The organism is Streptomyces sp. NPDC021012, assembly GCF_044333355.1.
Classification (GTDB): Bacteria; Actinomycetota; Actinomycetes; order Streptomycetales; family Streptomycetaceae; genus Streptomyces.
The window spans coordinates 35,903-56,534 of record NZ_JBIRQU010000016.1; the positions used below are offsets into that span (position 1 = coordinate 35,903).

Genomic DNA, 20,632 nt, shown 5'->3' on the forward strand with positions numbered 1-20,632 from the left:
GCCTCTGGGGGCCCCCGGGCCGGCCCCCCCCCCCCCCCCCCCCGCGGGGCCCCCCCCGCGGGGGGGGGGGGGGCCGCCCCCCCCCCCGCCCCCCCCCCCCCCACCGAAGAGATCGGCTCAGCCGAAGACGGCCAGGCTCTTCGCCTTGCCCCGCTGGTCCTCGACCAGCGCGAGCAGCGTGCCTCCCGGTCCGTAGACCGCGACGGGCCCCTTCGGGTACTCCGGCATCTCCAGGCGGACGCCGTTGAGCAGCAGCTTGGCCCGCTTCTCGTCGACGTCCCAGCGCGGGAACGCCGCCGCGGCCGCGTCGGCGACCGGCATGACCGTGAGCTCCTCCTGGAGCTGGTCCAGGGTCCTGGCCGAGTCCAGCTTGTACGGGCCGACCCGGGTGCGGCGCAGCGCGGTCAGGTGACCGCCCACGCCGAGTCCGGCGCCGAGGTCCCGGGCGAGCGCCCGGATGTACGTACCGGAGGAGCAGACCACCGAGACGACCAGGTCGACGACGGGCGTGCCGTCCTCGGCGGTCTCCTCGCGGACGTCGTACACCCGGAAGGAGGAGACGGTGACCGGGCGGGCCGGGATCTCGAACTCCTCGCCGCCGCGCACGCGCGCGTACGACCGCTTGCCGTCGATCTTGATCGCGGAGACCTTCGACGGGACCTGCATGATGGCGCCGGTCAGCTCGGCGACACCGGCGTCGATCTGCTCGCGGGTGACCTTCGAAGCGTCGACCGACGCCGTGATCTCGCCCTCGGCGTCGTCGGTGATCGTCGTCTGGCCCAGGCGGATGGTGCCCAGGTACTCCTTCTCGGTCAGCGCGAGGTGACCGAGGAGCTTGGTGGCCCGCTCCACGCCGAGGACGAGGACGCCCGTGGCCATGGGGTCGAGCGTGCCGGCGTGGCCGACGCGGCGGGTCTTGGCGATCCCGCGCATCTTGGCCACGACGTCGTGCGAAGTGAAGCCCGACGGCTTGTCGACGATGACAAGCCCGTCGGGCGTCTTTCCCGAGGTGCTCATTCGGCGGCTTCGTCCTCGCCCTGCTTCTTGTAGGGGTCGGCGTCGCCCGCGAAGGTGGCGCCCGAGGAGGCCTGGCGCACCTGGGCGTCGGAGGCGCGCGCCTTGTCGAGGAGGTCCTCGATGGTGCGCGCGTTCTCCGGGAGGGCGTCGGCCACGAAGGTCAGGGTCGGGGTGAACTTGGTCCCCGCCGCCCGGCCCACGGCCGAACGGAGGATGCCCTTGGCGCTCTCCAGGCCGGCCGCGGCGCTCGCGCGCTCCTCGTCGTCGCCGTAGACCGTGTAGAAGACCGTGGCCTCCCGCAGGTCACCGGTGACGCGGGTGTCCGTGATGGTCACGTGCGTGCCCAGGCGGGGGTCCTTGATGCCGCGCTGCAGCTTCTCGGCGACCACCTCCCGGATGAGGTCTGCCAGCTTCTTCGCCCGCGCGTTGTCGGCCACTGGTCCTTCTCCTTCTTTGCCTTGCTCAGATCAGTCTTCATCAGTGTGGAGCCTTCGGCGCACCGAAAGGAGTTCCACCTCGGGACGTGCGGCGACGAGCCGCTCGCAGCGGTCGAGCACGTCCGATACGAACCGTGAGTCCCCGGACACCAGCGCGACGCCCAGCCGGGCCCTGCGATGGAGGTCCTGGTCGCCCACTTCCGCCGCGCTCACGGAGAACTTGCGCTGGAGCTCGGCGACGATGGGCCGGACGACGGAGCGTTTCTCCTTCAACGAGTGGACGTCGCCGAGGAGCAGGTCGAAGGACAGAGTCCCCACGTACATGTGGTGCCGGATGTCCCGCCGGTTCGGGTTCGGTGGCCTGCCACGCCGTCGCTTGGCAGGGACACCAGAACCGTACACGCAACGGCCGGGGCCGATCGACGGAAATACTTCCCGCCGACCGGCCCCGGACGCAGCCCTGCGCGTTACGCGCGCGGCTTCTCGCGCATCTCGTACGTCGCGATGACGTCGTCGATCTTGATGTCGTTGTAGTTTCCGAGGTTGATACCGCCCTCGAAGCCTTCACGAATCTCGGTGACGTCGTCCTTGAAGCGGCGCAGACCGTGGATGGTGAGGTCCTCGGCGATGACCTTGCCGTCGCGGAGGAGGCGCGCCTTGGTGTTGCGCTTGACCTCGCCGGAGCGGATGAGGACACCGGCGATGTTGCCCAGCTTGGACGAGCGGAAGACCTCGCGGATCTCCGCCGTACCGAGCTCGACCTCTTCGTACTCCGGCTTGAGGAGACCCTTCAGGGCCGCCTCGATCTCCTCGATGGCCTGGTAGATCACCGAGTAGTACCGGACGTCGACGCCCTCGCGCTCCGCCATCTGCGCGGCACGGCCGGCCGCACGGACGTTGTAGCCGATGACGATGGCGTCGGAGCCCATCGCCAGGTCGATGTCGGACTCGGTGACCGCACCCACACCGCGGTGCAGGACCCGGATGTCGACCTCTTCGCCGACGTCGAGCTGGAGCAGCGAGGCTTCGAGGGCCTCGACCGCACCGGACGCGTCGCCCTTGATGATGAGGTTGAGTTCCTGGACCAGACCGGCCTTGAGCACCTTGTCGAGGTCCTCGAGGGACACCCGGCGGACGCGCTTGGCGAAGGCGGCGTTGCGCTCACGCGCGGCGCGCTTCTCGGCGATCTGACGGGCCGTGCGGTCCTCGTCGACAACGATGAGGTTGTCGCCGGCACCCGGCACGTTGGTGAGACCGAGCACCAGGACGGGAGTCGACGGGGTCGCCTCCTCGACGTTGTTGCCCTTGTCGTCGAGCATCGCCCGGACGCGGCCGTACGCGTCGCCGACCACCACGGTGTCGCCGATGCGCAGCGTTCCGCGCTGGACCAGGACGGTCGAGACGGCACCGCGACCGCGGTCGAGGTGGGACTCGATCGCAATACCCTGCGCGTCCTGGTTCGGGTTGGCCCGAAGGTCGAGCGAGGCGTCGGCGGTGAGGACGACGGCCTCCAGCAGGGAGTCGATGTGCAGACCCTGCTTGGCGGAGATGTCGACGAACATCGTGTCGCCGCCGTACTCCTCGGCCACCAGACCGAACTCGGTCAGCTGACCGCGGACCTTGACCGGGTCCGCGCCCTCGACGTCGATCTTGTTGACCGCGACGACGATCGGGACGCCGGCGGCCTTGGCGTGGTTGAGCGCCTCGATCGTCTGCGGCATGACGCCGTCGTTGGCCGCGACCACGAGGATCGCGATGTCGGTCGACTTCGCACCACGGGCACGCATGGCGGTGAACGCCTCGTGACCCGGGGTGTCGATGAAGGTGATCTTGCGGTCCTCGCCGTTGACCTCGGTGCCCACCTGGTAGGCGCCGATGCCCTGCGTGATGCCACCGGCCTCGCCCGCGACGACGTTCGTCTTGCGGATCGCGTCGAGCAGTCGGGTCTTACCGTGGTCGACGTGACCCATGACGGTGACGACCGGCGGACGGGAGACCAGGGCCTCTTCGCCGCCCTCGTCCTCGCCGAACTCGATGTCGAAGGACTCGAGGAGCTCGCGGTCCTCCTCCTCCGGCGAGACGATCTGAACGACGTAGTTCATCTCTTCGCCGAGCATGGTCAGCGTGTCGTCGGAGACCGACTGCGTGGCCGTGACCATCTCGCCGAGGTTCATCATCACCGCGACGAGCGACGCCGGGTTGGCGCCGATCTTCTCGGCGAAGTCGGTGAGGGAGGCACCGCGCGACAGGCGAATGGTGTCGCCGTTGCCGCGAGGCAGCATCACGCCGCCCACGGACGGGGCCTGCATGGCCTCGTACTCCTGGCGCCTCTGACGCTTCGACTTGCGACCACGACGCGCGGGACCGCCGGGACGACCGAAGGCGCCCTGCGTGCCACCACGGCCACCCGGGCCGCCGGGACGACCGCCGAAGCCACCGGGACGACCGCCGAAGCCGCCGCCACCGCCGCCGGGACCACCCGGACGACCGCCGCCGCCACCGGGACCACCGGGACGGCCGGCGAAGCCGCCGCCGCCACCGCCGGGACCGGCCGGACGACCGGCGAAGCCGGGACGACCGCCGCCGCCACCGGGACCACCGGGACGACCGCCGGGGCCACCGGGACCACGACCGCCGGGGCCGGGACGCGGGCCGGCAGCGGGACGCTGCGGCATCATGCCCGGGTTCGGACGGTTACCGCCGGGCGCGCCGCCCGGACGGGGAGCCTGCGGACGGGGCATGCCACCGGGGGTCGGACGCGGAGCGCCGCCCTGGGGACGCGGGGCGCCACCGGGGCCACCCTGCGGACGCGGGGCGCCCGGAACGGCACCGGGGCCGCCGGGACGGGGAGCGCCGCCACCCGGACGGGGCGCCTGCGGGCGCGCCATGCCGGTGGAGCCACCCGAGGTGAAGGGGTTGTTGCCCGGACGGGGACCGGCCGGACGGGCACCGCCCGGACGGGGGGCCTGCTGGCCGCCGGGGCGCGGAGCACCCTGGCCCTGCGGGCGGGGGGCACCCTGACCCGGGCGGGCGGGACGCTCGCCGGTGGGACGGGGACCCGGGGTGGCGCCACCGGGACGCGGACCGGCGGCGGGAGCCGACGGGGGCGCGGTGAACTCGGGGGCGGCCGGAGCCGGCGTGACCGGCTTGGGGGCGGGCTTCGGGCCCGGGCGGGGGCCCGGAGCGGCCGGAGCCGGAGAGGGGGTGCTGCTCGCGGGCGCGGCCGGAGTGACCGGCGCCGGCGCCGCGGGCGCGGCGGGGGCCGGCTTGGGGGCCGGGGCGCCGGGCTTCGGGGCAGCGGGACGTGCAGCGGCCGCCGGAGACGGCGCTGCGGGGGTGGGCGCCGCCTTGCGGGGCGCGCCGGGCTTGGCAGCGGTCTTGCCGGCGTTGCCACCGGGACCCTGCAAAGCGTCAGTCAACTTGCGCACGACCGGCGCCTCGATCGTCGAGGACGCCGAACGGACGAATTCACCGAGTTCTTGGAGCTTGGCCATGACGACCTTGCTCTCCACACCGAACTCCTTGGCGAGTTCGTATACCCGGACCTTAGCCACTTCGCTCCTTTATAGGTCCGGTTACCGCCGGACCGTCGCTACTTCATGGGCGTACTCATCGCGTACTCATCGAGTGCTCATCGCAATCTCGACCTACTTCCAACTCGCGAGGTACCTGACCGCACGGTGTTCCGTGCCGTACTTCTTGTTCACTGCGGTGCCGTCCGCTCGACGTGGTGGCGGAGCGCCTCCGTGTCGAGCGGTCCCTGGACCTTGAAGGCCCTGGGGAAGGCCCGGCGGCGGACCGCCAGGTCGAGACAGACCACGGCGGGGTGCAGGTACGCACCCCGGCCGGGCAGCGTACCGCGATGATCGGGAACGCACTCGTCCTTATTCATCACGATCCGCAGCAGATCGCTCTTGGCCGCTCGCTCCCGGCATCCCACACAGGTTCGCTCAGGGCACACGCGGGCATGCGTCCGGCCAGACACGATTAAGTCTACCTCCCCGTACCGACCTCACCTGTTTGGGGCAAGAATCGAACAGTTGTTGGCCAAAAACGGGCTCAGCCCTGCGGCTCCGCCGGCTCGGTGTCCGGACGGATGTCGATGCGCCAGCCGGTGAGACGCGCGGCGAGACGGGCGTTCTGCCCCTCCTTGCCGATCGCCAGGGACAGCTGGTAGTCCGGCACCGTCACCCGGGCGGAGCGGGCGGCGAGGTCCACGATCTCGACCTTGGAGACCCGCGCCGGCGAGAGCGCGTTCGCCACCATCTCGGCCGGGTCGTCCGACCAGTCGACGATGTCGATCTTCTCGCCGTGCAGCTCCGCCATCACGTTGCGGACGCGGCTGCCCATCGGGCCGATGCAGGCGCCCTTGGGGTTCAGGCCCGAACGGGTGGAGCGGACGGCGATCTTGGTGCGGTGACCGGCCTCGCGGGCGATGGCCGCGATCTCGACCGAGCCGTCGGCGATCTCCGGCACCTCCAGGGCGAAGAGCTTCTTCACCAGGTTGGGGTGCGTGCGCGAAAGGGTGACGGACGGACCGCGCACGCCCTTCGCCACCCGGACGACGTACGTGCGCAGCCGCAGGCCGTGCGTGTACTCCTCGCCCGGCACCTGCTCCTGCACCGGAAGGATGGCCTCCAGCTTGTCGTCCAGCTTGACCAGGACGTTCTTCGGGTCCTTGCCCTGCTGCACCACACCGGCGACGACATCGCCCTCGCGGCGCGCGTACTCGCCGAAGGTCACGTCGTTCTCGGCGTCCCGCAGCCGCTGCTGGATGACCTGACGGGCGGTGCTCGCCGCGATCCGGCCGAAGTCCGACGGGGTGTCGTCGAAGTCCTTGGGCTCCTGGCCCTCCTCCAGGTCGGAGGGGTCCTCCTTCGCCCACACCGTCACGTGGCCGGTGGCCCGGTTCAGCTCCACGCGCGCGTGGCGGCGGGCGTCGGGGGTGCGGTGGTACGCGATGAGGAGGGCCGACTCGATCGCCTCGACCAGCATCTCGAAGGAGATTTCCTTCTCCTGTGCCAAGCCCTTCAGGAGCTTCACGTCGATGTCCACGGCTACGCCTCCTCTTCCTTCTTGTCCTTGCGGTTGAACTCGATCTCGACACGCGCCTTGGCGATCTCGGCGAACTCGACCCGGCGGGCGGTGGGCTTGCGCCCCTTCACGCCCGGCACCTCCATGTCGAGGCCGTCCTCGTCCACGGCGAGGATGCGCGCGACCAGGTCCCCGCCCTCGGCCAGCTGGAGCCTGGCCAGGCGGCCGGTGGCGCGCACGTAGTGGCGGTGCTCGGTGAGGGGGCGCTCGGCGCCGGGGGAGCTGACTTCGAGGACGTACTCGCCCTCGCCCATCGCGTCGGTCTCGTCGAGCTTCTCGGAGATCTCGCGGCTCAGCTCGGCGCAGACGTCGAGCTCCACGCCCTCTTCCGAGTCGACGACGATCCGCAGCAGTCCGCGGCGGCCGGCCCGGGACACCTCGATCTCTTCCAGATCCAGGTCCTTCGCGGCGACGAGCGGCTCCACGAGTCCGCGCAGCCTGTCGCTCTGGGTGGTGCTCATCCGGGTGACTCCTCGGCCGCGTGTGCTGTTGTGGGTTCGTCGCGTGTCAGCACAAAGGGTATCCGGTCCGGGAGGGTGTTGCCGTCCATCGCCCCGGGGCCCGCGGGTACGCTCGCCTGCGGTGATCTCGACGATCTACGACCACGGACGGCGGACGGGGAGAGCAGGCGTGACGACGACGGGCAGACGCGCACTCCTCCTGGCTGGTGCGGCGGCGGGGGCGACGGCCCTCACGGCCTGCAGCTCCTCCGACGGGCAGGCCCGCCGGCCGAGCGCCGCCGAGCTGGAGGCCGAACGGGTGGCGCGGGCCGAGGCGGCCCTGCGGCTGCGGTCGGTGACCGCGGCCCACGGCCTGCTGGAACGTTACGACGCGGCGCTCGCCGCGCACCCCGCCCTGGCCCCCCGGCTGACCCCGCTGCGGCATGCGGTGGCGGCGCACGCGAAGGCGCTCGGCGAGGGCGGCCCGGCCCCGAGGCCGACGACGCCCGCCTCTTCCTCCGCCTCCCCGAAACCCACGGCCTCCCCCTCGGCCGTACGGGTGGCGGCGGACCCCCGGACCGCCCTCAAGGAGCTCGCCGCCGCCGAGCGCACGGCCTCCGACGGGCACGCGGCCGCCCTGCTCACCGCCCCGCCCGAGTACGCCCGGCTGCTCGCCTCCGTGGCGGCCTCCGGCGCCGCCCACGCCTACCTGCTGACCGAAGGAGCCCGGGCATGAGCGCCCTCGACGCGACCCAGGCCGCGCTGGCCGCCGAGCATGCCGCGGTGTACGGGTACGGGGTCGTCGGCGCCCGGATCGGCACCGGGCGGCGGGCCGAGGCCGCCGCCGCGTACGAGGCGCACCGGGCGCGGCGGGACGCGCTGCGCCGGACCGTCCGGGACCTCGGCGGGACGCCGGTGGCGGCGGAGGCCGCGTACGCACTGCCGTTCCCGGTCGCGGACCCGGCCGGGGCGGTACGGCTGGCGGCCGTCCTGGAGGACCGGGTGGCCGGGGTGTACTCCGACCTCGTACGGGCCGCCGAGGGCCGCGCACGGGGCGAGGCGGCCGCCGCGCTCCGGGAGGCGGCCGTACGCGCCGTCCGCTGGCGCGGCAGCGACGTAACCTTTCCTGGGCTCGCCGAGCGGGTGTAGTCCCGCCCCGACCGAGTCCCCGACCGAAGGAACAACGTACGCATGGGTTTCGAACCGCCGCAGCGACTGGCCAGGACGCTCGGTGAGACGTACGGGGACGCCGCGGCGGCCGAGTGGCTCGGCAAGCTGCCCGGGCTCACCGAGCAGGCGCTCGCCCACGCCTCCCTGGACGCCGAACGGGTGATGGCCCCCGGCGGACGCAGCAGCCTGGTCGTGCTCGTCCGGCGCTCCGACGGCTCCCCCGCCGCGCTCAAGATCGCACCCCCGTTCACCCGGCCCGACCTGGAACGCGACGCGCTGGCGCACTGGAACGGCTGGGGCGCGGTCCAGCTCCTCGACGGGGCCGGGGAGGGCGCGCTCGTCCTCGAACGGCTCCACCCCGAGGTCTCGCTGCGCTCCCTGCCGGAGGCGAAGTCGCTCCTGGAGGCCGCGGGCACCGTACGGAAGCTGTGGGTCGAGCCCCCGGCGACGCACGGTTTCGAGACGGCGGCGGAGCGGACGGCCCGGCAGGCCTCGGCCATGGAGTACCACCGGGCGGACGCGGCGGCCGGGGAACTGACGGCGGCGGCGCTCGCGGCCCGCGAGGAGCTCGTGGCCTCCTCCGCCGAGTCCTTCCTGCTGCACGGGAACTTCCGGCAGGGCAAGGTGCTCGCCGGCGACCGGACGCCCTGGCTGGCCGTCGGCCCCGAGCCGCTGGTCGGCGAGCGGGCCTACGACCTCGCCCGGCTCGTACGGGACCGGGTCGAGGACCTCGTGGCCGCGTCCTCCGGCGCCTCGGCTGCCCGGCGGCGGGTCAACAAACTGGCGGACTCCCTGGACCTGGACCGGGAGCGGCTGCGCGGCTGGACCCTGTTCCGCGCGGTCGAATCGGGGACGCGGGCGCTGGCGGCGGGGCGGCGGCAGGATGCCGAGCTGCTCCTGGAGTTCGCGGGCTGGCTGTAAGGGAATACCCTTTTTGTAACTTTCGGCTCGATCGCAGGGGGCCGTGATGATCCAAGAGCTGCTGACGGTGGCGGCCGGTGCGGCCGCGGCGATCGCGGTGTACGCGGGCGCGGCGGCACGGGTCGTGAAGCAGTACGAGCGGGGCGTCGTCTTCCGCTTCGGCCGGCTGCGCGGCGACGTGCGGGCGCCGGGCTTCACGATGATCGTTCCGGTCGTCGACCGCATGCACAAGGTGAACATGCAGATCGTCACGATGCCCGTGCCCGCGCAGGAGGGCATCACCCGGGACAACGTGACGGTGCGGGTGGACGCGGTCGTGTACTTCAAGGTCGTCGACCCCGCGGACGCGGTGGTGCGGGTCGAGGACTACAAGTTCGCGGTCTCGCAGATGGCGCAGACCTCGCTGCGGTCGATCATCGGCAAGAGCGACCTCGACGACCTGCTCTCCAACCGCGAGAAGCTCAACCAGGGACTGGAGCTGATGCTCGACAGTCCCGCGATGGGCTGGGGCGTCGCCATCGACCGGGTCGAGATCAAGGACGTCTCCCTGCCCGAGACGATGAAGCGCTCCATGGCCCGGCAGGCGGAGGCGGACCGCGAGCGGCGGGCCCGCGTCATCAACGCGGACGCCGAGCTCCAGGCCTCGAAGAAGCTGGCGGAGGCGGCCGGGGTGATGGCCGCGGAGCCGGCCGCCCTCCAGCTCCGTCTGCTGCAGACCGTGATGGCGGTGTCCGCCGAGAAGAACTCGACGCTGGTGCTGCCGATCCCGGTGGAACTGCTCCGCTTCCTGGAACGGGCGACCCCGACGTCCGAGCCTTCGGCCTCGGAGTCGGCGCCGCCGCCCTCACCGCCGCAGCCGTATCCGTCCGGCGAGGCGTACCTGATGGGCCGGGTGGCGGCCCAGGAGGCCATCGAGGACCTGACCGGCCCCTCGGTCGAACCGACCCCTCACGAGAAGAGGTCCTGAGGGTCCCCAGGAGACGGGGGCGGAACCCGCACGCGGGTTCCGCCCCCTCTCTCGTGCCTTACGCCGTCAGACGGGCGAGGGCCTCGTCGACGGTGAGCTCTTCGCGCTCGCCCGTGCGGCGGTCCTTGAGCTCCACAACGCCCTCACCGGCGCGGCGGCCCGCGACGAGGATCTTCGGGACGCCCATGAGCTCGGCGTCGGTGAACTTGACGCCCGGGGAGACGCCCGCGCGGTCGTCGACCAGGACGCGGAGGCCGGCGGCGGAGAGCTTCTCGGAGACCTCGAGGGCCAGCTCGATCTGGAGGGCCTTGCCGGCGGCGACGACGTGGACGTCGGCCGGGGCGACCTCGGCCGGCCAGCACAGGCCCTTCTCGTCGGCGGTCTGCTCGGCGAGGGCCGCGACCGCGCGGGAGACGCCGATGCCGTAGGAGCCCATGGTCACGCGGACCGGCTTGCCGTTCTGGCCGAGGACGTCGAGCTTGAGGGCGTCGGCGTACTTGCGGCCCAGCTGGAAGATGTGGCCGATCTCGATGGCGCGGTCCAGCTTCAGGCCGGTGCCGCACTTGGGGCACGGGTCGCCCTCCTGGACCACGACGACGTCGACGTACTCGGAGACCTCGAAGTCACGGCCCGCGACGACGTTCTTCGCGTGCATGCCGTCCTTGTTGGCGCCCGTGATCCACGCGGTGCCGGGGGCGACGCGCGGGTCGGCGATGTAGGTGACCTTCTCCAGGCCCTGGGGGCCGACGTAGCCGCGGACGAGGTCGGTGCGGACCGCGAAGTCCTCCTCCGTCACCAGCTCGACCGTGGCGGTCGGACCGAAGTGGTCCTCGACCTTGTCCATGTCGACCTCGCGGTCGCCGGGGACGCCGATGGCGACGATCTCGCCGTCGACCTTCACGAGGAGGTTCTTGAGGGTCGCGGAGGCCGGCACGCCGAGGGAGGCCGCGAGGGTCTCGATCGTCGGGGTGTCGGGGGTGGGGATCTCCTCGGCGGCGGGGACGGCCGAGCCGTCGACCGGCTTCACCGTCTGGTACACCGCCTCGGTGTTCGCGGCGAAGTCGCAGTTCGGGCAGTCGGCGAAGGTGTCCTCGCCGGCCCCGGCCGGGGCGAGGAACTCCTCGGACTTCGAGCCGCCCATGGCGCCGGCGGTGGCGGCGACGATGCGGTAGTCGAGGCCGAGGCGCTCGAAGACGCGCTGGTAGGCCTGGCGGTGCAGGGCGTAGGACTGGGCGAGGCCCTCGTCCTCCGTGTCGAAGGAGTACGAGTCCTTCATGAGGAACTCGCGGCCGCGCAGGATGCCGGCGCGGGGGCGGGCCTCGTCGCGGAACTTGTTCTGGATCTGGTAGAGGATCACCGGCAGGTCCTTGTAGGACGAGCACTGGTCCTTGACCAGGAGGGTGAAGATCTCCTCGTGGGTGGGGCCGAGGAGGTAGTCGCCGCCCTTGCGGTCCTGGAGGCGGAAGAGCTCGGCGCCGTACTCGTCCCAGCGGCCGGTGGCCTCGTAGGGCTCGCGGGGCAGCAGGGCGGGGAGGGTGACCTCCTGCGCGCCGATGGCGTCCATCTCCTCGCGGACGATCCGCTCGACGTTGGAGAGGACCTTCTTGCCCAGCGGCAGCCAGCTCCAGATGCCGGCGGCGGTGCGGCGGACGTAGCCGGCGCGGACGAGGAGCTTGTGGCTGAGGACCTCGGCGTCCGCCGGGTCGTCGCGCAGCGTCTTCGCCATCAACTGGGACATGCGCTGGACCGGTGCGTTGGCCATGGTTCTCGTACTCCTGCCGGGACTGATAGTGATGGCCCCGAGGTTAGCCGGGCCGCCCCTGGCAGGAGAAATCAGTTCCGGCGCTTGAGCGGCAGCGGGGCGCCCATCACGGCGTACGGGCGGGGGGCGCTCGGGAAGTGCACCTGGCGGGCGAGGTCGACGTAGCCGAGGGAGCGGTAGAGGCCGCGGGCGGGGCTGTCCGTGTCGATCGCGGAGAGGATGGAGCGCTTCTCGTCGGCCGTGTCGGTGATGGTGGTGATCAGCTCGCGGCCGACGCCCCGGCCCTGGAAGTCGGGGTGGACGTGGAGTTCGGTGATGACGAAGGAGTCGTCGAGCCAGTCGGCGGTGCCGGTGGCCCGCAGGTACGTCTCGACGACGGTGGACCACCAGTGGGTGCGGTCGTTGGGCATCCCGTACACGAAGCCGACGAGCCGCCCGTCGGGGGTGGTGGCCCCGTAGGCGCGGGCGCCGGGGCTGAGGAGGTGACGGAGCACGATGTGGCGGCGTACGGCGACCTCGCCCGCGTCCAGGCCGAAGGCGACCGCCTGCACGGCGAGGGCCTCGTCCACCCGGGCGGCGAGATTGACCGGACCGATCACGACCTCTGCGTCATCCATGCGGCGCACCCTACAAGCGCCCGCCCGCGCGGGACAGCACGTTCAGAACAGCACGCTCATGAAAGCGCCGGTCTCGCGGAAGCCGACGCGGCGGTACGCGGCCCTCGCCGGGGTGTTGAAGTCGTTGACGTACAGGCTGACGACGGGGGCGACGTCGGCCAGGGCGTACCGGAGGACGGCGGCCATGCCCGTCTCGGAGAGGCCCTTGCCGCGGTGCTCGGGGGCGACCCAGACGCCCTGGATCTGGCAGGCCTGGCGGGTGGCTGCGCCGATCTCGGCCTTGAAGACGACCTTGCCGTCCTCGATGCGGGCGAAGGAGCGGCCGGAGCCGACGAGCTCGGCGACGCGGGCCTGGTAGAGCAGTCCGCCGTCGTTGGCGAGCGGGGAGACGCCGACCTCCTCGGTGAACATGGCCACGCAGGCGGGCATGATCACCTCCATCTCGTCCTTGCGGACGCGGCGCACCAGCGGATCGGGCACGACGGTGGCGGAGGGCTCCTCGGCGACCATCAGCGGCTGGTGGGCGCGGACGTCCCTCGCCGGGCCCCAGCTGGGCTCCAGGAGCCTCCACAGCTCGCCGGTGGCCTCGGCGGGGCCGACGATCGAGGAGCAGCGGCGACCGATCCTGCGGGCCCGGTCGGCGAAGGCGCGGACGGCCTCGGGGGTGGCGCAGATGGGGACGAGGTTGGCTCCGGAGTAGCAGAGGGAGCGCAGTCTGCCCTCGATGTACCAGCCCCACATCTCGCCGCCGAGGCGCCAGGGATCGAGCCCGGCGATCTGGACGCGGGCGGTCACGAAGGCGTTCTCGACGGGGGCGCTCTCCAGGACGGCGAGTGCGGCGCCGAGGTCGGCGGGTTCGAGGACCCGAGTGGTGGTCTCTGTCAGCACGAGGGGGCCTCACGGTACGGATCTGCTGGTCCCCGCACTGTACCTCCGTGCCCTGCGGCGGGGCCCGTCATGCGGGAGAAGCCCCTCCGCCGGGTGGGCGGAGGGGCTCCTTCTCGTACGGGAGTGTCAGCCCGCGACGGCGACGGTCGGCTCGCCGCTGGCGATGCCGTCCTTCTCCATCTGCTCGGCGATCTTGAGCGCCTCTTCGATGAGGGTCTCGACGATCTTCGACTCGGGGACGGTCTTGATGACCTCGCCCTTGACGAAGATCTGGCCCTTGCCGTTGCCGGAGGCGACGCCGAGGTCGGCCTCGCGGGCCTCGCCGGGGCCGTTGACGACGCAGCCCATGACGGCGACGCGCAGCGGGACGGTCATGCCGTCGAGGCCGGCGGTGACCTCCTCGGCGAGCTTGTAGACGTCGACCTGGGCGCGGCCGCAGGACGGGCAGGAGACGATCTCCAGGCGGCGCTGGCGCAGGTTCAGCGACTCCAGGATCTGCATGCCGACCTTGATCTCCTCGGCCGGCGGCGCGGAGAGGGAGACGCGGATGGTGTCGCCGATGCCCTGGGAGAGCAGGGCGCCGAAGGCGACGGCCGACTTGATGGTGCCCTGGAAGGCCGGGCCCGCCTCGGTGACGCCGAGGTGCAGCGGGTAGTCGCACTGGGCGGCGAGCTGGCGGTAGGCCTCGACCATGACGACCGGGTCGTTGTGCTTGACCGAGATCTTGATGTCGCGGAAGCCGTGCTCCTCGAAGAGGGAGGCCTCCCAGAGGGCGGACTCGACGAGCGCCTCGGGGGTGGCCCTGCCGTACTTCTTGAGGAGGCGGGCGTCGAGCGAGCCGGCGTTGACGCCGATCCGGATCGGGGTGCCGGCGTCGGAGGCCGCCTTGGCGATCTCCTTGACCTTGTCGTCGAACTGCTTGATGTTGCCCGGGTTGACGCGGACGGCCGCGCAGCCGGCGTCGATCGCGGCGAAGACGTACTTCGGCTGGAAGTGGATGTCGGCGATGACCGGGATGGAGGACTTCCGGGCGATCGTGGCGAGCGCGTCTGCGTCGTCCTGGGTGGGGCAGGCCACGCGGACGATCTGGCAGCCGGAGGCGGTGAGCTCGGCGATCTGCTGGAGCGTGGCGCCGATGTCGGAGGTGCGGGTGGTCGTCATCGACTGGACGGAGACGGGCGCGTCACCGCCGACGGCCACGCTGCCGACCTGGATCTGGCGGCTCTTGCGCCGCTCGGCGAGCCGGGTCGGAACGGTCGGGATACCGAGAGAAATCGCGGTCATCTGAAGTGCAACCTCAAGGTTGTGCGTCGGCGGGCTCAGGTCTCCGAGGTTACCGCCCCGGGGGCGGGGGGCCGGACACCACCGGGTCCGTCCCCCCTGAGGGCTACGTGATCTTCACCGGGTTGACGATGTCGGCGGCGAGGACGAGCAGCGTGAAACAGACGAACACGCCGGCCACCACGTAGGCGGCGGGCATCAGCTTGGCCACGTCGAACGGGCCGGGGTCGGGGCGCTTGAAGATCCGGGCGACGTGACGGCGCACGGACTCCCACAGGGCGCCCGCGATGTGGCCGCCGTCGAGCGGCAGCAGCGGGAGCATGTTGAACAGGAACAGCGAGACGTTGAAGTACACCAGCAGGTTCATGAACATGACGAGGATCGTCGTCGGCGGGGCCTCGACGGTCATCAGTTCGCCGGTGATGCGGGCGGCGCCGACGACGCCGACCGGGGAGTCCTCGGCACGCTTGCCGTCGCCGAAGGTGGCGTCCCACAGGCCGGGGATCTTGCCAGGGAGGGCGATGACCGAGTGGACGCCGTTCTCCATGAGCTCGGTCATGCGGTCGGTGGTCTCGCCGAAGGTGAGCGGCGCGACCTCGGTCTTGGACGCGAAGCCGAGGTAGCCGGCCTTGACGTAGTCCACCGGCTGGACGACCTTGCCGTCCTTGTCCTTCTTCGGCACCTCGTTGGGGACGAGGACGGGGTGCAGGTCGAGGCGCTGCCCGGCCCGCTCGACGGTGACCGTCGCGGGGCCGATGGTGTCGCGGATGTGGTCGGAGAGGGTGTCCCAGTCGGACACCGGCGTGCCGTTGAAGGCGACGATCCTGTCGCCCTCCTTCAGGCCGGCCCTGTACGCCGGGGAGACGGGGTCGCCCGCCTTGCAGGCGTCGCGCTTCTCGCTCTGCTTGATGACGCACTTCTGGACGCCGGCGACCTGGGTCGTCTGACCCGCCGTGCCGATCGTCATCATCGAGCCGAAGAACAGGAACGCGGCCAGGACCAGGTTCATGAACGGTCCGGCGAACATCACGATCACGCGCTTCCACGGCTTGCGCGTGTAGAACAGCCGCGTCTCGTCGCCGGGCTCCAGTTCCTCGTACGAGGCCTCGCGGGCGTCCTCGATCATGGAGCGCCAGGGCGAGGTGGAGCGAGCCTCGATCTTGCCGTCCTCGCCGGGCGGGAACATGCCGATCATGCGGATGTAGCCGCCGGCGGGGATGGCCTTGATGCCGTACTCGGTGTCGCCGCGCTTCCTCGACCAGATGGTGGGGCCGAAGCCGACCATGTACTGCGGCACGCGGATGCCGAAGAGCTTGGCCGTGGAGAGGTGGCCGAGCTCGTGCCACGCGATGGAGACGAGGAGGCCGAGGGCGAACAGCACGATGCCCAGGGCGTACAGGAGCATTTCGGTCATGCGCGGGCCTCCGCTGTTGCCTTCGCTGCGAGCTCTCGGGCCCGGGCGCGCGCCCAGGTCTCCGCTTCGAGGACGTCCGACACCGTGAGCGAGGTTCCCCCGCTGGGCTTTCCGTGCTCGGTGACGACAGCGGTGACCGTATCCATGATTCCGTTGAACGGCAGCCGTCCGGCGAGGAACGCCTCGACGCACTCCTCGTTCGCCGCGTTGAAGACGGCCGGGGCGGTGCCGCCGAGGCCGCCCACGTGCCGGGCCAGGCCGACGGACGGGAAGGCCTCGGTGTCGAGCGGGAAGAACTCCCAGGTGGAGGCCTTGGTCCAGTCGAAGGCGGGGGCCGCGTCCGGGACGCGCTCGGGCCAGCCGATGCCGATGGCGATCGGGCCGCGCATGTCCGGCGGGGTGGCCTGGGCGAGCGTGGAGCCGTCCGTGAACTCGACCATCGAGTGGACGTACGACTGGGGGTGGACGACGACCTCGATGCGGTCGAAGGGGATGTCGTAGAGCAGGTGGGCCTCGATGACCTCCAGGCCCTTGTTCACCAGGGTCGCGCTGTTGACCGTGATCACCGGGCCCATCGCCCAGGTCGGGTGGGCGAGCGCGTCCTCCCGGGTGACATGGGCCAGCTCCTCGCGCGTACGGCCGCGGAAGGGGCCGCCGGAGGCCGTGACGACCAGCTTGCGGACGTCGGCGCGGGTGCCGGCGGCGAGCGCCTGGAAGAGGGCCGCGTGCTCGGAGTCGACCGGGATGATCTGGCCCGGCTTGGCGAGCGCCTTGACCAGGGGGCCGCCGACGATCAGCGACTCCTTGTTGGCCAGGGCGAGGGTGCGGCCCGCTTCGAGGGCGGCGAGGGTGGGCGCGAGGCCGATGGAGCCGGTGATGCCGTTGAGGACGGTGTGGCACGGGGAGGCGGCCAGCTGGGTCGCGGCGTCCGGCCCCGCCAGGAGCTCGGGCAGGGGCTCGGAGCCGTACAGCGCCTTCAGTGCCTCGCGCAGCTCGGGCAGCACCTCCTCCCGGGCCACGGCGACCGCGGCGACCTTCAGCCGGTGCGCCTGCTCGGCGAGCAGCCCGACCCGGCCGCCGGAGGCGGCCAGGGCGGTGACCCGGAAGCGGTCGGGGTTGCGCAGCACGAGGTCGATGGCCTGGGTGCCGATGGACCCGGTCGAGCCGAGGACGACGATGTCCCGGCGTCCTTCGGACACGTCGAAGGCGATGTGCGGATCGGCGAGAGGAGAGGGGCGGTCGCTCATGCCCCCCATTCTTGCCGCAAAGCCCGTGCGGTCTTCACGCGGTCCGGGCGTACCTGTGGAAAACCTGGTGGAAGTCGGGGAAGGTCTTCTTCACGCAGCCGGGGTCGTCGAAGGTGATCCCCGGGGTGCGCAGCGCCGTGACCGCGAAGGACATGACGATCCGGTGGTCGCCGTGGGTGGCGATCTCGACGGGGCCGACCGGGGTGCCGGGGTGGATCTCGATCCAGTCGGGTCCGGTCTCGACGGTGACGCCGAGGCGGCGGAGGTTCTCGGCGCAGGCGTCGAGCCGGTCGCACTCCTTGACCCGGGTGTTGGCGACGTCCTCGATGCGGACGGGCCCGTCGGCGAACGGCGCGATGGCGGCGAGGGTCGGCATGGTGTCGGAGATGTCCCGCATGTTGACGGTGAGTCCGCGCAGGGTGCCGGTGGAGCGGACGGTCGTGCCGGTCTCCGTGGTCTCCACCTCGGCGCCCATGCGGCGCAGCACGTCGACGAAGGCCAGGTCGCCCTGGAGGGCGCCGGTCCCGAGGCCGGGGACGGTGACGGAACGGCCCGGTTCGAGGGCCGCGGCGGCGAAGAAGTAGCTGGCGGTGGAGGCGTCGGGCTCGATGCCGTACGTCCGCGCCCGGTAGCCGGTCGGCGCGACCCGGTACGTGCGGCCCTCCTGGGTGACCTCGGCCCCGAAGGCCCGCATCATCGCGAGCGTGATCTCCACGTACGGCTCCGAGACCAGGTCCGTGACGGTGATGTCGAGGCCCTCGGTGGTGAGCGGCCCCAGCATCAGCAGGGCCGTCAGGTACTGGGAGGACTGCCCGGCGTCGAGGGTGAGCGCGCCGCCCTTCACCCCGGCGGCGTGGACGCTGAGCGGGTGGTGGCCCTCCTTCTCCCCGTGCCGCAGGTCGACCCCGAGGTCGCGCAGGGCGGTGCTGAGCGGGCCGAGGGGCCTGCGGCGCATCTGCGCGGAGGCGTCGAAGCGGTACGTCCCGCGGCCCGCGGCCGCCAGGGTCGGCAGGAAGCGGGCGGTGGTGGCGCCGTCCCTGCAGTACACCTCGGCGTCGGCCGCCCCCGGCCCGGCCGGACGGCCCTCGATGTGCCAGGCCCCGGGCTCCCGGCGCACTCCGTACCCCAGGGCGGTGAGGCCCTCGGCGAAGCCCTCGGTGTCGTCGGAGACGAGCGGGCGCAGGAGGGTGGTGGTGCCCTCCGCGGCGGCGGCGAGGAAGAGCGCGCGGGCGGTGACGGACTTGGAGCCGGGGATGTCGATGAGGGTCACGGGGCCATTGTGGCGGGCCCGGCCGCCCGTGCGGGGGGCCGTTCCGCATGGCGGAACGCGCCAGGGCCTGCCCGGACCCGGAGCGCACCGCCGGACGGGCCCTAGGGGATCTTGCGGTGGACGTTCTCCTCCGTGGAGGGGCCCGGGGTCGCGTCCGCGATCCAGGGGCCTTCGCCGCTCGGGTCCACGATGCCCGCCTCCAGCCAGGTGTAGCGGCCGGCGAGGACGCCCTCGACGATGCGGCGGTCCAGGTCGTCCGTGTTGGACCAGAGGCGGGTGAAGAGTTCCTCGACGCGCAGTCGGGCCTGGTGGCAGAAGGCGTCCGCGAGTTGTACGGCCTCACGGCCGTGGTCCGTCGTCGTGCGGAGGAGTTCGGCCCGTACGCAGGCCGCGCTCATCGCGAAGAGCTCCGCGCCGATGTCCACGATCCGCCCGAGGAAGGCCTGTTTGAGCTCCATGCGGCCCTGCCAGCGGGACATCGCATAGAAGGTCGAGCGGGCGAGCTTGCGGGACGTCCGCTCGACGTAGCGGAGATGGGTCGCGAGGGCGCCGAACTCGCCGTACGAGCCGGGGAGTTGCCCGGCGCCGGCGACCAGGCCCGGGAACCAGCGGGCGTAGAAGCCGCCCGCCCGGGCGCCGGCCTTCGCCTTGTCGGCGAGGGACTTCTCGGGGTCGATCAGGTCCCCGGCGACGGAGAGGTGGGCGTCGACGGCCTCGCGGGCGATCAGCAGGTGCATGATCTCGGTCGAGCCCTCGAAGATGCGGTTGATGCGGAGGTCGCGGAGCAACTGCTCGGCGGGGACGGCCCGTTCGCCGCGGGCGGCGAGCGAGTCGGCGGTCTCGTAGCCGCGTCCGCCGCGGATCTGGACGAGTTCGTCGGCGATCAGCCAGGCCTTCTCGGAGCCGTACAGCTTGGCGAGGGCGGCCTCGATGCGGATGTCGTTGCGGTCCTCGTCGGCCAGCTGGGAGGCGAGGTCGACGACGGCCTCCAGGGCGAAGGCGGTGGCCGCGATGAAGGAGATCTTGGTCGAGACCGCCTCGTGGCGGGCGATCGGCCTGCCCCACTGCTCGCGCTCCCCCGACCACTCGCGGGCGATCTTCAGGCACCACTTGGCGGCGCCCGCGCAGGCGGCGGGGAGGGAGAGGCGGCCGGTGTTGAGGGTGGTGAGGGCGATCTTCAGGCCGGCGCCCTCGGGGCCGATGCGGTGCGCGGCGGGGACCCGTACGCCGTGGAAGCGGGTGACGCCGTTCTCTAGGCCGCGCAGGCCCATGAAGGCGTTGCGGTGCTCGACGGTGACGCCGGGCGCGTCGGCCTCGACGACGAAGGCGGTGATGCCGCCGGGGTGCCCCTCGGAGGCGGGGACGCGGGCCATGACGACGAGCAGGTCGGCGACGACCCCGTTGGTGGTCCACAGCTTCACGCCGTCGAGGACGTACGCGTCCCCGTCCGGTACGGCGGCGGTGGCCAGGCGCGCCGGGTCCGAGCCGACGTCCGGCTCGGTGAGCAGGAAGGCGGAGAGGTCGGTGCGGGCCAGCCGGGGCAGGAAGGCGTCCTTCTGCTCCTGGGTGCCGAAGAGTTTCAGCGGCTGCGGTACGCCGATCGACTGATGCGCGGAGAGCAGGGCGCCGACGGCGGGGCTGGCGGAGCCGACGAGCGCGAGGGCGCGGTTGTAGTACAGCTGGGTGAGGCCGAGCCCGCCGTACTTCGGGTCGATCTTCATCCCGAGGGCGCCGATCTCCTTCAGTCCGGCGATCGTCTCGTCGGGGATGCGGGCCTCGCGTTCGATGCGGGCGCCGTCGATCCGGGTCTCGCAGAACCCGCGCAGGACGGCGAGGAAGGCCTCGCCGCGGCGGACGTCCTCGGCGGCGGGGAGCGGGTGCGGGTGGACGAGGTCGAGGCGGAAGCGGCCGAGGAACAGCTCCTTCGCGAAGCTGGGCTTGCGCCAGTCCCGCTCGCGGGCGGCCTCGGCGACCTGCCGTGCCTCGCGCTCGGTGACCTTGGGCCGCTGGGCGGGTGCGGACATCTCCACCTCCTGGGGCTTCCTGTCCGTCGTACCCGATTCCGCCCCGTCCGGAAAGAGGAGGCGATCCCTCCGGGTATGTCCTC

Annotated in this window: 19 protein-coding genes; 4 read left to right on the forward strand and 15 right to left on the reverse strand. The window is 72.0% G+C overall.

What is annotated here, in order from left to right; all coding sequences use genetic code 11:
• Nucleotides 1–117 precede the first annotated feature (117 nt).
• The 7 genes from truB to rimP form a co-directional block, all read right to left on the reverse strand.
• Nucleotides 118–1,017 (reverse strand): tRNA pseudouridine(55) synthase TruB, encoded by a 900-nt coding sequence (truB, locus tag ACH4TP_RS34570; RefSeq protein ID WP_389232473.1) that lies wholly within the window; start codon nucleotides 1,015–1,017, stop codon nucleotides 118–120.
• Nucleotides 1,014–1,454 carry a 30S ribosome-binding factor RbfA gene (gene rbfA, locus ACH4TP_RS34575; RefSeq protein ID WP_041131524.1) on the reverse strand — a complete coding sequence of 147 codons (441 nt, stop codon included), beginning with the start codon at nucleotides 1,452–1,454 and terminating at the stop codon, nucleotides 1,014–1,016. Before rbfA ends, truB begins: the two co-directional genes overlap by 4 nt.
• Before the next feature lie 30 nt (nucleotides 1,455–1,484).
• Entirely contained in the window at nucleotides 1,485–1,778 is a 294-nt protein-coding gene (locus ACH4TP_RS34580) for a DUF503 domain-containing protein (RefSeq protein ID WP_123455676.1), read from the reverse strand.
• A gap of 143 nt (nucleotides 1,779–1,921) precedes the next feature.
• The gene (gene infB, locus ACH4TP_RS34585) at nucleotides 1,922–5,008 is read right to left on the reverse strand and encodes a translation initiation factor IF-2 (protein WP_398189721.1); all 3,087 of its coding nucleotides are present in this window, start codon (nucleotides 5,006–5,008) and stop codon (nucleotides 1,922–1,924) included.
• 149 nt (nucleotides 5,009–5,157) lie between these two features.
• Nucleotides 5,158–5,439, reverse strand: a complete 282-nt coding sequence (locus ACH4TP_RS34590) for a YlxR family protein (RefSeq protein ID WP_389232465.1) — start codon at nucleotides 5,437–5,439, stop codon at nucleotides 5,158–5,160.
• Nucleotides 5,440–5,513: 74 nt separating this feature from the next.
• A complete protein-coding gene (gene nusA / locus ACH4TP_RS34595; RefSeq protein ID WP_389232462.1) occupies nucleotides 5,514–6,509 on the reverse strand; it encodes a transcription termination factor NusA in 996 nt (331 codons plus the stop codon).
• Nucleotides 6,510–6,511: 2 nt separating this feature from the next.
• Nucleotides 6,512–7,009 (reverse strand): ribosome maturation factor RimP, encoded by a 498-nt coding sequence (gene rimP, locus ACH4TP_RS34600; RefSeq protein WP_389232458.1) that lies wholly within the window; start codon nucleotides 7,007–7,009, stop codon nucleotides 6,512–6,514.
• Between the two features lie 169 nt (nucleotides 7,010–7,178).
• Here rimP and ACH4TP_RS34605 point away from each other — a divergent pair, with 169 nt between their 5' ends.
• From ACH4TP_RS34605 to ACH4TP_RS34620, 4 genes are read left to right on the forward strand one after another with little or no spacing between them, the layout of a single operon-like run.
• Nucleotides 7,179–7,724, forward strand: coding sequence for a hypothetical protein (locus ACH4TP_RS34605; RefSeq protein ID WP_398440152.1), 546 nt, complete (start codon nucleotides 7,179–7,181; stop codon nucleotides 7,722–7,724).
• On the forward strand, nucleotides 7,721–8,137 hold the full coding sequence (locus ACH4TP_RS34610) for a DUF4439 domain-containing protein (protein WP_398189717.1): 417 nt from the start codon (nucleotides 7,721–7,723) through the stop codon (nucleotides 8,135–8,137). Before ACH4TP_RS34605 ends, ACH4TP_RS34610 begins: the two co-directional genes overlap by 4 nt.
• 42 nt (nucleotides 8,138–8,179) lie before the next feature.
• Nucleotides 8,180–9,079, forward strand: coding sequence for an aminoglycoside phosphotransferase family protein (locus ACH4TP_RS34615; RefSeq protein WP_398440153.1), 900 nt, complete (start codon nucleotides 8,180–8,182; stop codon nucleotides 9,077–9,079).
• 46 nt (nucleotides 9,080–9,125) lie between these two features.
• Nucleotides 9,126–10,046, forward strand: coding sequence for a slipin family protein (locus ACH4TP_RS34620; protein ID WP_398440154.1), 921 nt, complete (start codon nucleotides 9,126–9,128; stop codon nucleotides 10,044–10,046).
• Nucleotides 10,047–10,104: 58 nt separating this feature from the next.
• Here the strand turns inward: ACH4TP_RS34620 and ACH4TP_RS34625 are convergent, their stop codons facing one another.
• From ACH4TP_RS34625 to ACH4TP_RS34660, 8 genes are all read right to left on the reverse strand, one after another.
• Entirely contained in the window at nucleotides 10,105–11,808 is a 1,704-nt protein-coding gene (locus ACH4TP_RS34625) for a proline--tRNA ligase (protein ID WP_389232446.1), read from the reverse strand.
• A 71-nt stretch (nucleotides 11,809–11,879) separates the two neighbouring features.
• Nucleotides 11,880–12,425 carry a GNAT family N-acetyltransferase gene (locus ACH4TP_RS34630; protein WP_389232443.1) on the reverse strand — a complete coding sequence of 182 codons (546 nt, stop codon included), beginning with the start codon at nucleotides 12,423–12,425 and terminating at the stop codon, nucleotides 11,880–11,882.
• A gap of 42 nt (nucleotides 12,426–12,467) precedes the next feature.
• Nucleotides 12,468–13,313, reverse strand: a complete 846-nt coding sequence (locus ACH4TP_RS34635) for a GNAT family N-acetyltransferase (protein ID WP_389232439.1) — start codon at nucleotides 13,311–13,313, stop codon at nucleotides 12,468–12,470.
• 126 nt (nucleotides 13,314–13,439) lie between these two features.
• Nucleotides 13,440–14,597, reverse strand: coding sequence for a flavodoxin-dependent (E)-4-hydroxy-3-methylbut-2-enyl-diphosphate synthase (gene ispG / locus ACH4TP_RS34640; protein ID WP_389232436.1), 1,158 nt, complete (start codon nucleotides 14,595–14,597; stop codon nucleotides 13,440–13,442).
• A gap of 103 nt (nucleotides 14,598–14,700) precedes the next feature.
• Nucleotides 14,701–16,008: a M50 family metallopeptidase gene (locus tag ACH4TP_RS34645; protein ID WP_389232433.1), complete on the reverse strand. Its 1,308-nt coding sequence runs from the start codon at nucleotides 16,006–16,008 to the stop codon at nucleotides 14,701–14,703.
• Entirely contained in the window at nucleotides 16,005–17,255 is a 1,251-nt protein-coding gene (gene dxr, locus ACH4TP_RS34650) for a 1-deoxy-D-xylulose-5-phosphate reductoisomerase (RefSeq protein WP_389232430.1), read from the reverse strand. The genes ACH4TP_RS34645 and dxr overlap by 4 nt, the downstream gene beginning before the upstream one ends.
• Nucleotides 17,256–17,289: 34 nt before the next feature.
• Complete coding sequence (gene aroA / locus ACH4TP_RS34655; protein ID WP_398440155.1) at nucleotides 17,290–18,525, reverse strand: 3-phosphoshikimate 1-carboxyvinyltransferase; 1,236 nt, start codon at nucleotides 18,523–18,525, stop codon at nucleotides 17,290–17,292.
• A gap of 101 nt (nucleotides 18,526–18,626) precedes the next feature.
• Complete coding sequence (locus ACH4TP_RS34660; protein WP_398189700.1) at nucleotides 18,627–20,549, reverse strand: acyl-CoA dehydrogenase family protein; 1,923 nt, start codon at nucleotides 20,547–20,549, stop codon at nucleotides 18,627–18,629.
• Nucleotides 20,550–20,632 lie beyond the last annotated feature (83 nt).

Bases quoted from the DNA above. Each gene is read 5' to 3' on its own strand.
- dxr (WP_389232430.1), bottom strand. From the start codon at position 17,255: ATGAGCGACCGCCCCTCTCCTCTCGCCGATCCGCACATCGCCTTCGAC.
- ispG (WP_389232436.1), bottom strand. From the start codon at position 14,597: ATGACCGCGATTTCTCTCGGTATCCCGACCGTTCCGACCCGGCTCGCC.
- ACH4TP_RS34660 (WP_398189700.1), bottom strand. From the start codon at position 20,549: ATGTCCGCACCCGCCCAGCGGCCCAAGGTCACCGAGCGCGAGGCACGG.
- ACH4TP_RS34610 (WP_398189717.1), top strand. From the start codon at position 7,721: ATGAGCGCCCTCGACGCGACCCAGGCCGCGCTGGCCGCCGAGCATGCC.
- ACH4TP_RS34620 (WP_398440154.1), top strand. From the start codon at position 9,126: ATGATCCAAGAGCTGCTGACGGTGGCGGCCGGTGCGGCCGCGGCGATC.
- ACH4TP_RS34580 (WP_123455676.1), bottom strand. From the start codon at position 1,778: ATGTACGTGGGGACTCTGTCCTTCGACCTGCTCCTCGGCGACGTCCAC.
- ACH4TP_RS34645 (WP_389232433.1), bottom strand. From the start codon at position 16,008: ATGACCGAAATGCTCCTGTACGCCCTGGGCATCGTGCTGTTCGCCCTC.
- ACH4TP_RS34630 (WP_389232443.1), bottom strand. From the start codon at position 12,425: ATGGATGACGCAGAGGTCGTGATCGGTCCGGTCAATCTCGCCGCCCGG.
- rimP (WP_389232458.1), bottom strand. From the start codon at position 7,009: ATGAGCACCACCCAGAGCGACAGGCTGCGCGGACTCGTGGAGCCGCTC.
- truB (WP_389232473.1), bottom strand. From the start codon at position 1,017: ATGAGCACCTCGGGAAAGACGCCCGACGGGCTTGTCATCGTCGACAAG.
- ACH4TP_RS34615 (WP_398440153.1), top strand. From the start codon at position 8,180: ATGGGTTTCGAACCGCCGCAGCGACTGGCCAGGACGCTCGGTGAGACG.
- ACH4TP_RS34625 (WP_389232446.1), bottom strand. From the start codon at position 11,808: ATGGCCAACGCACCGGTCCAGCGCATGTCCCAGTTGATGGCGAAGACG.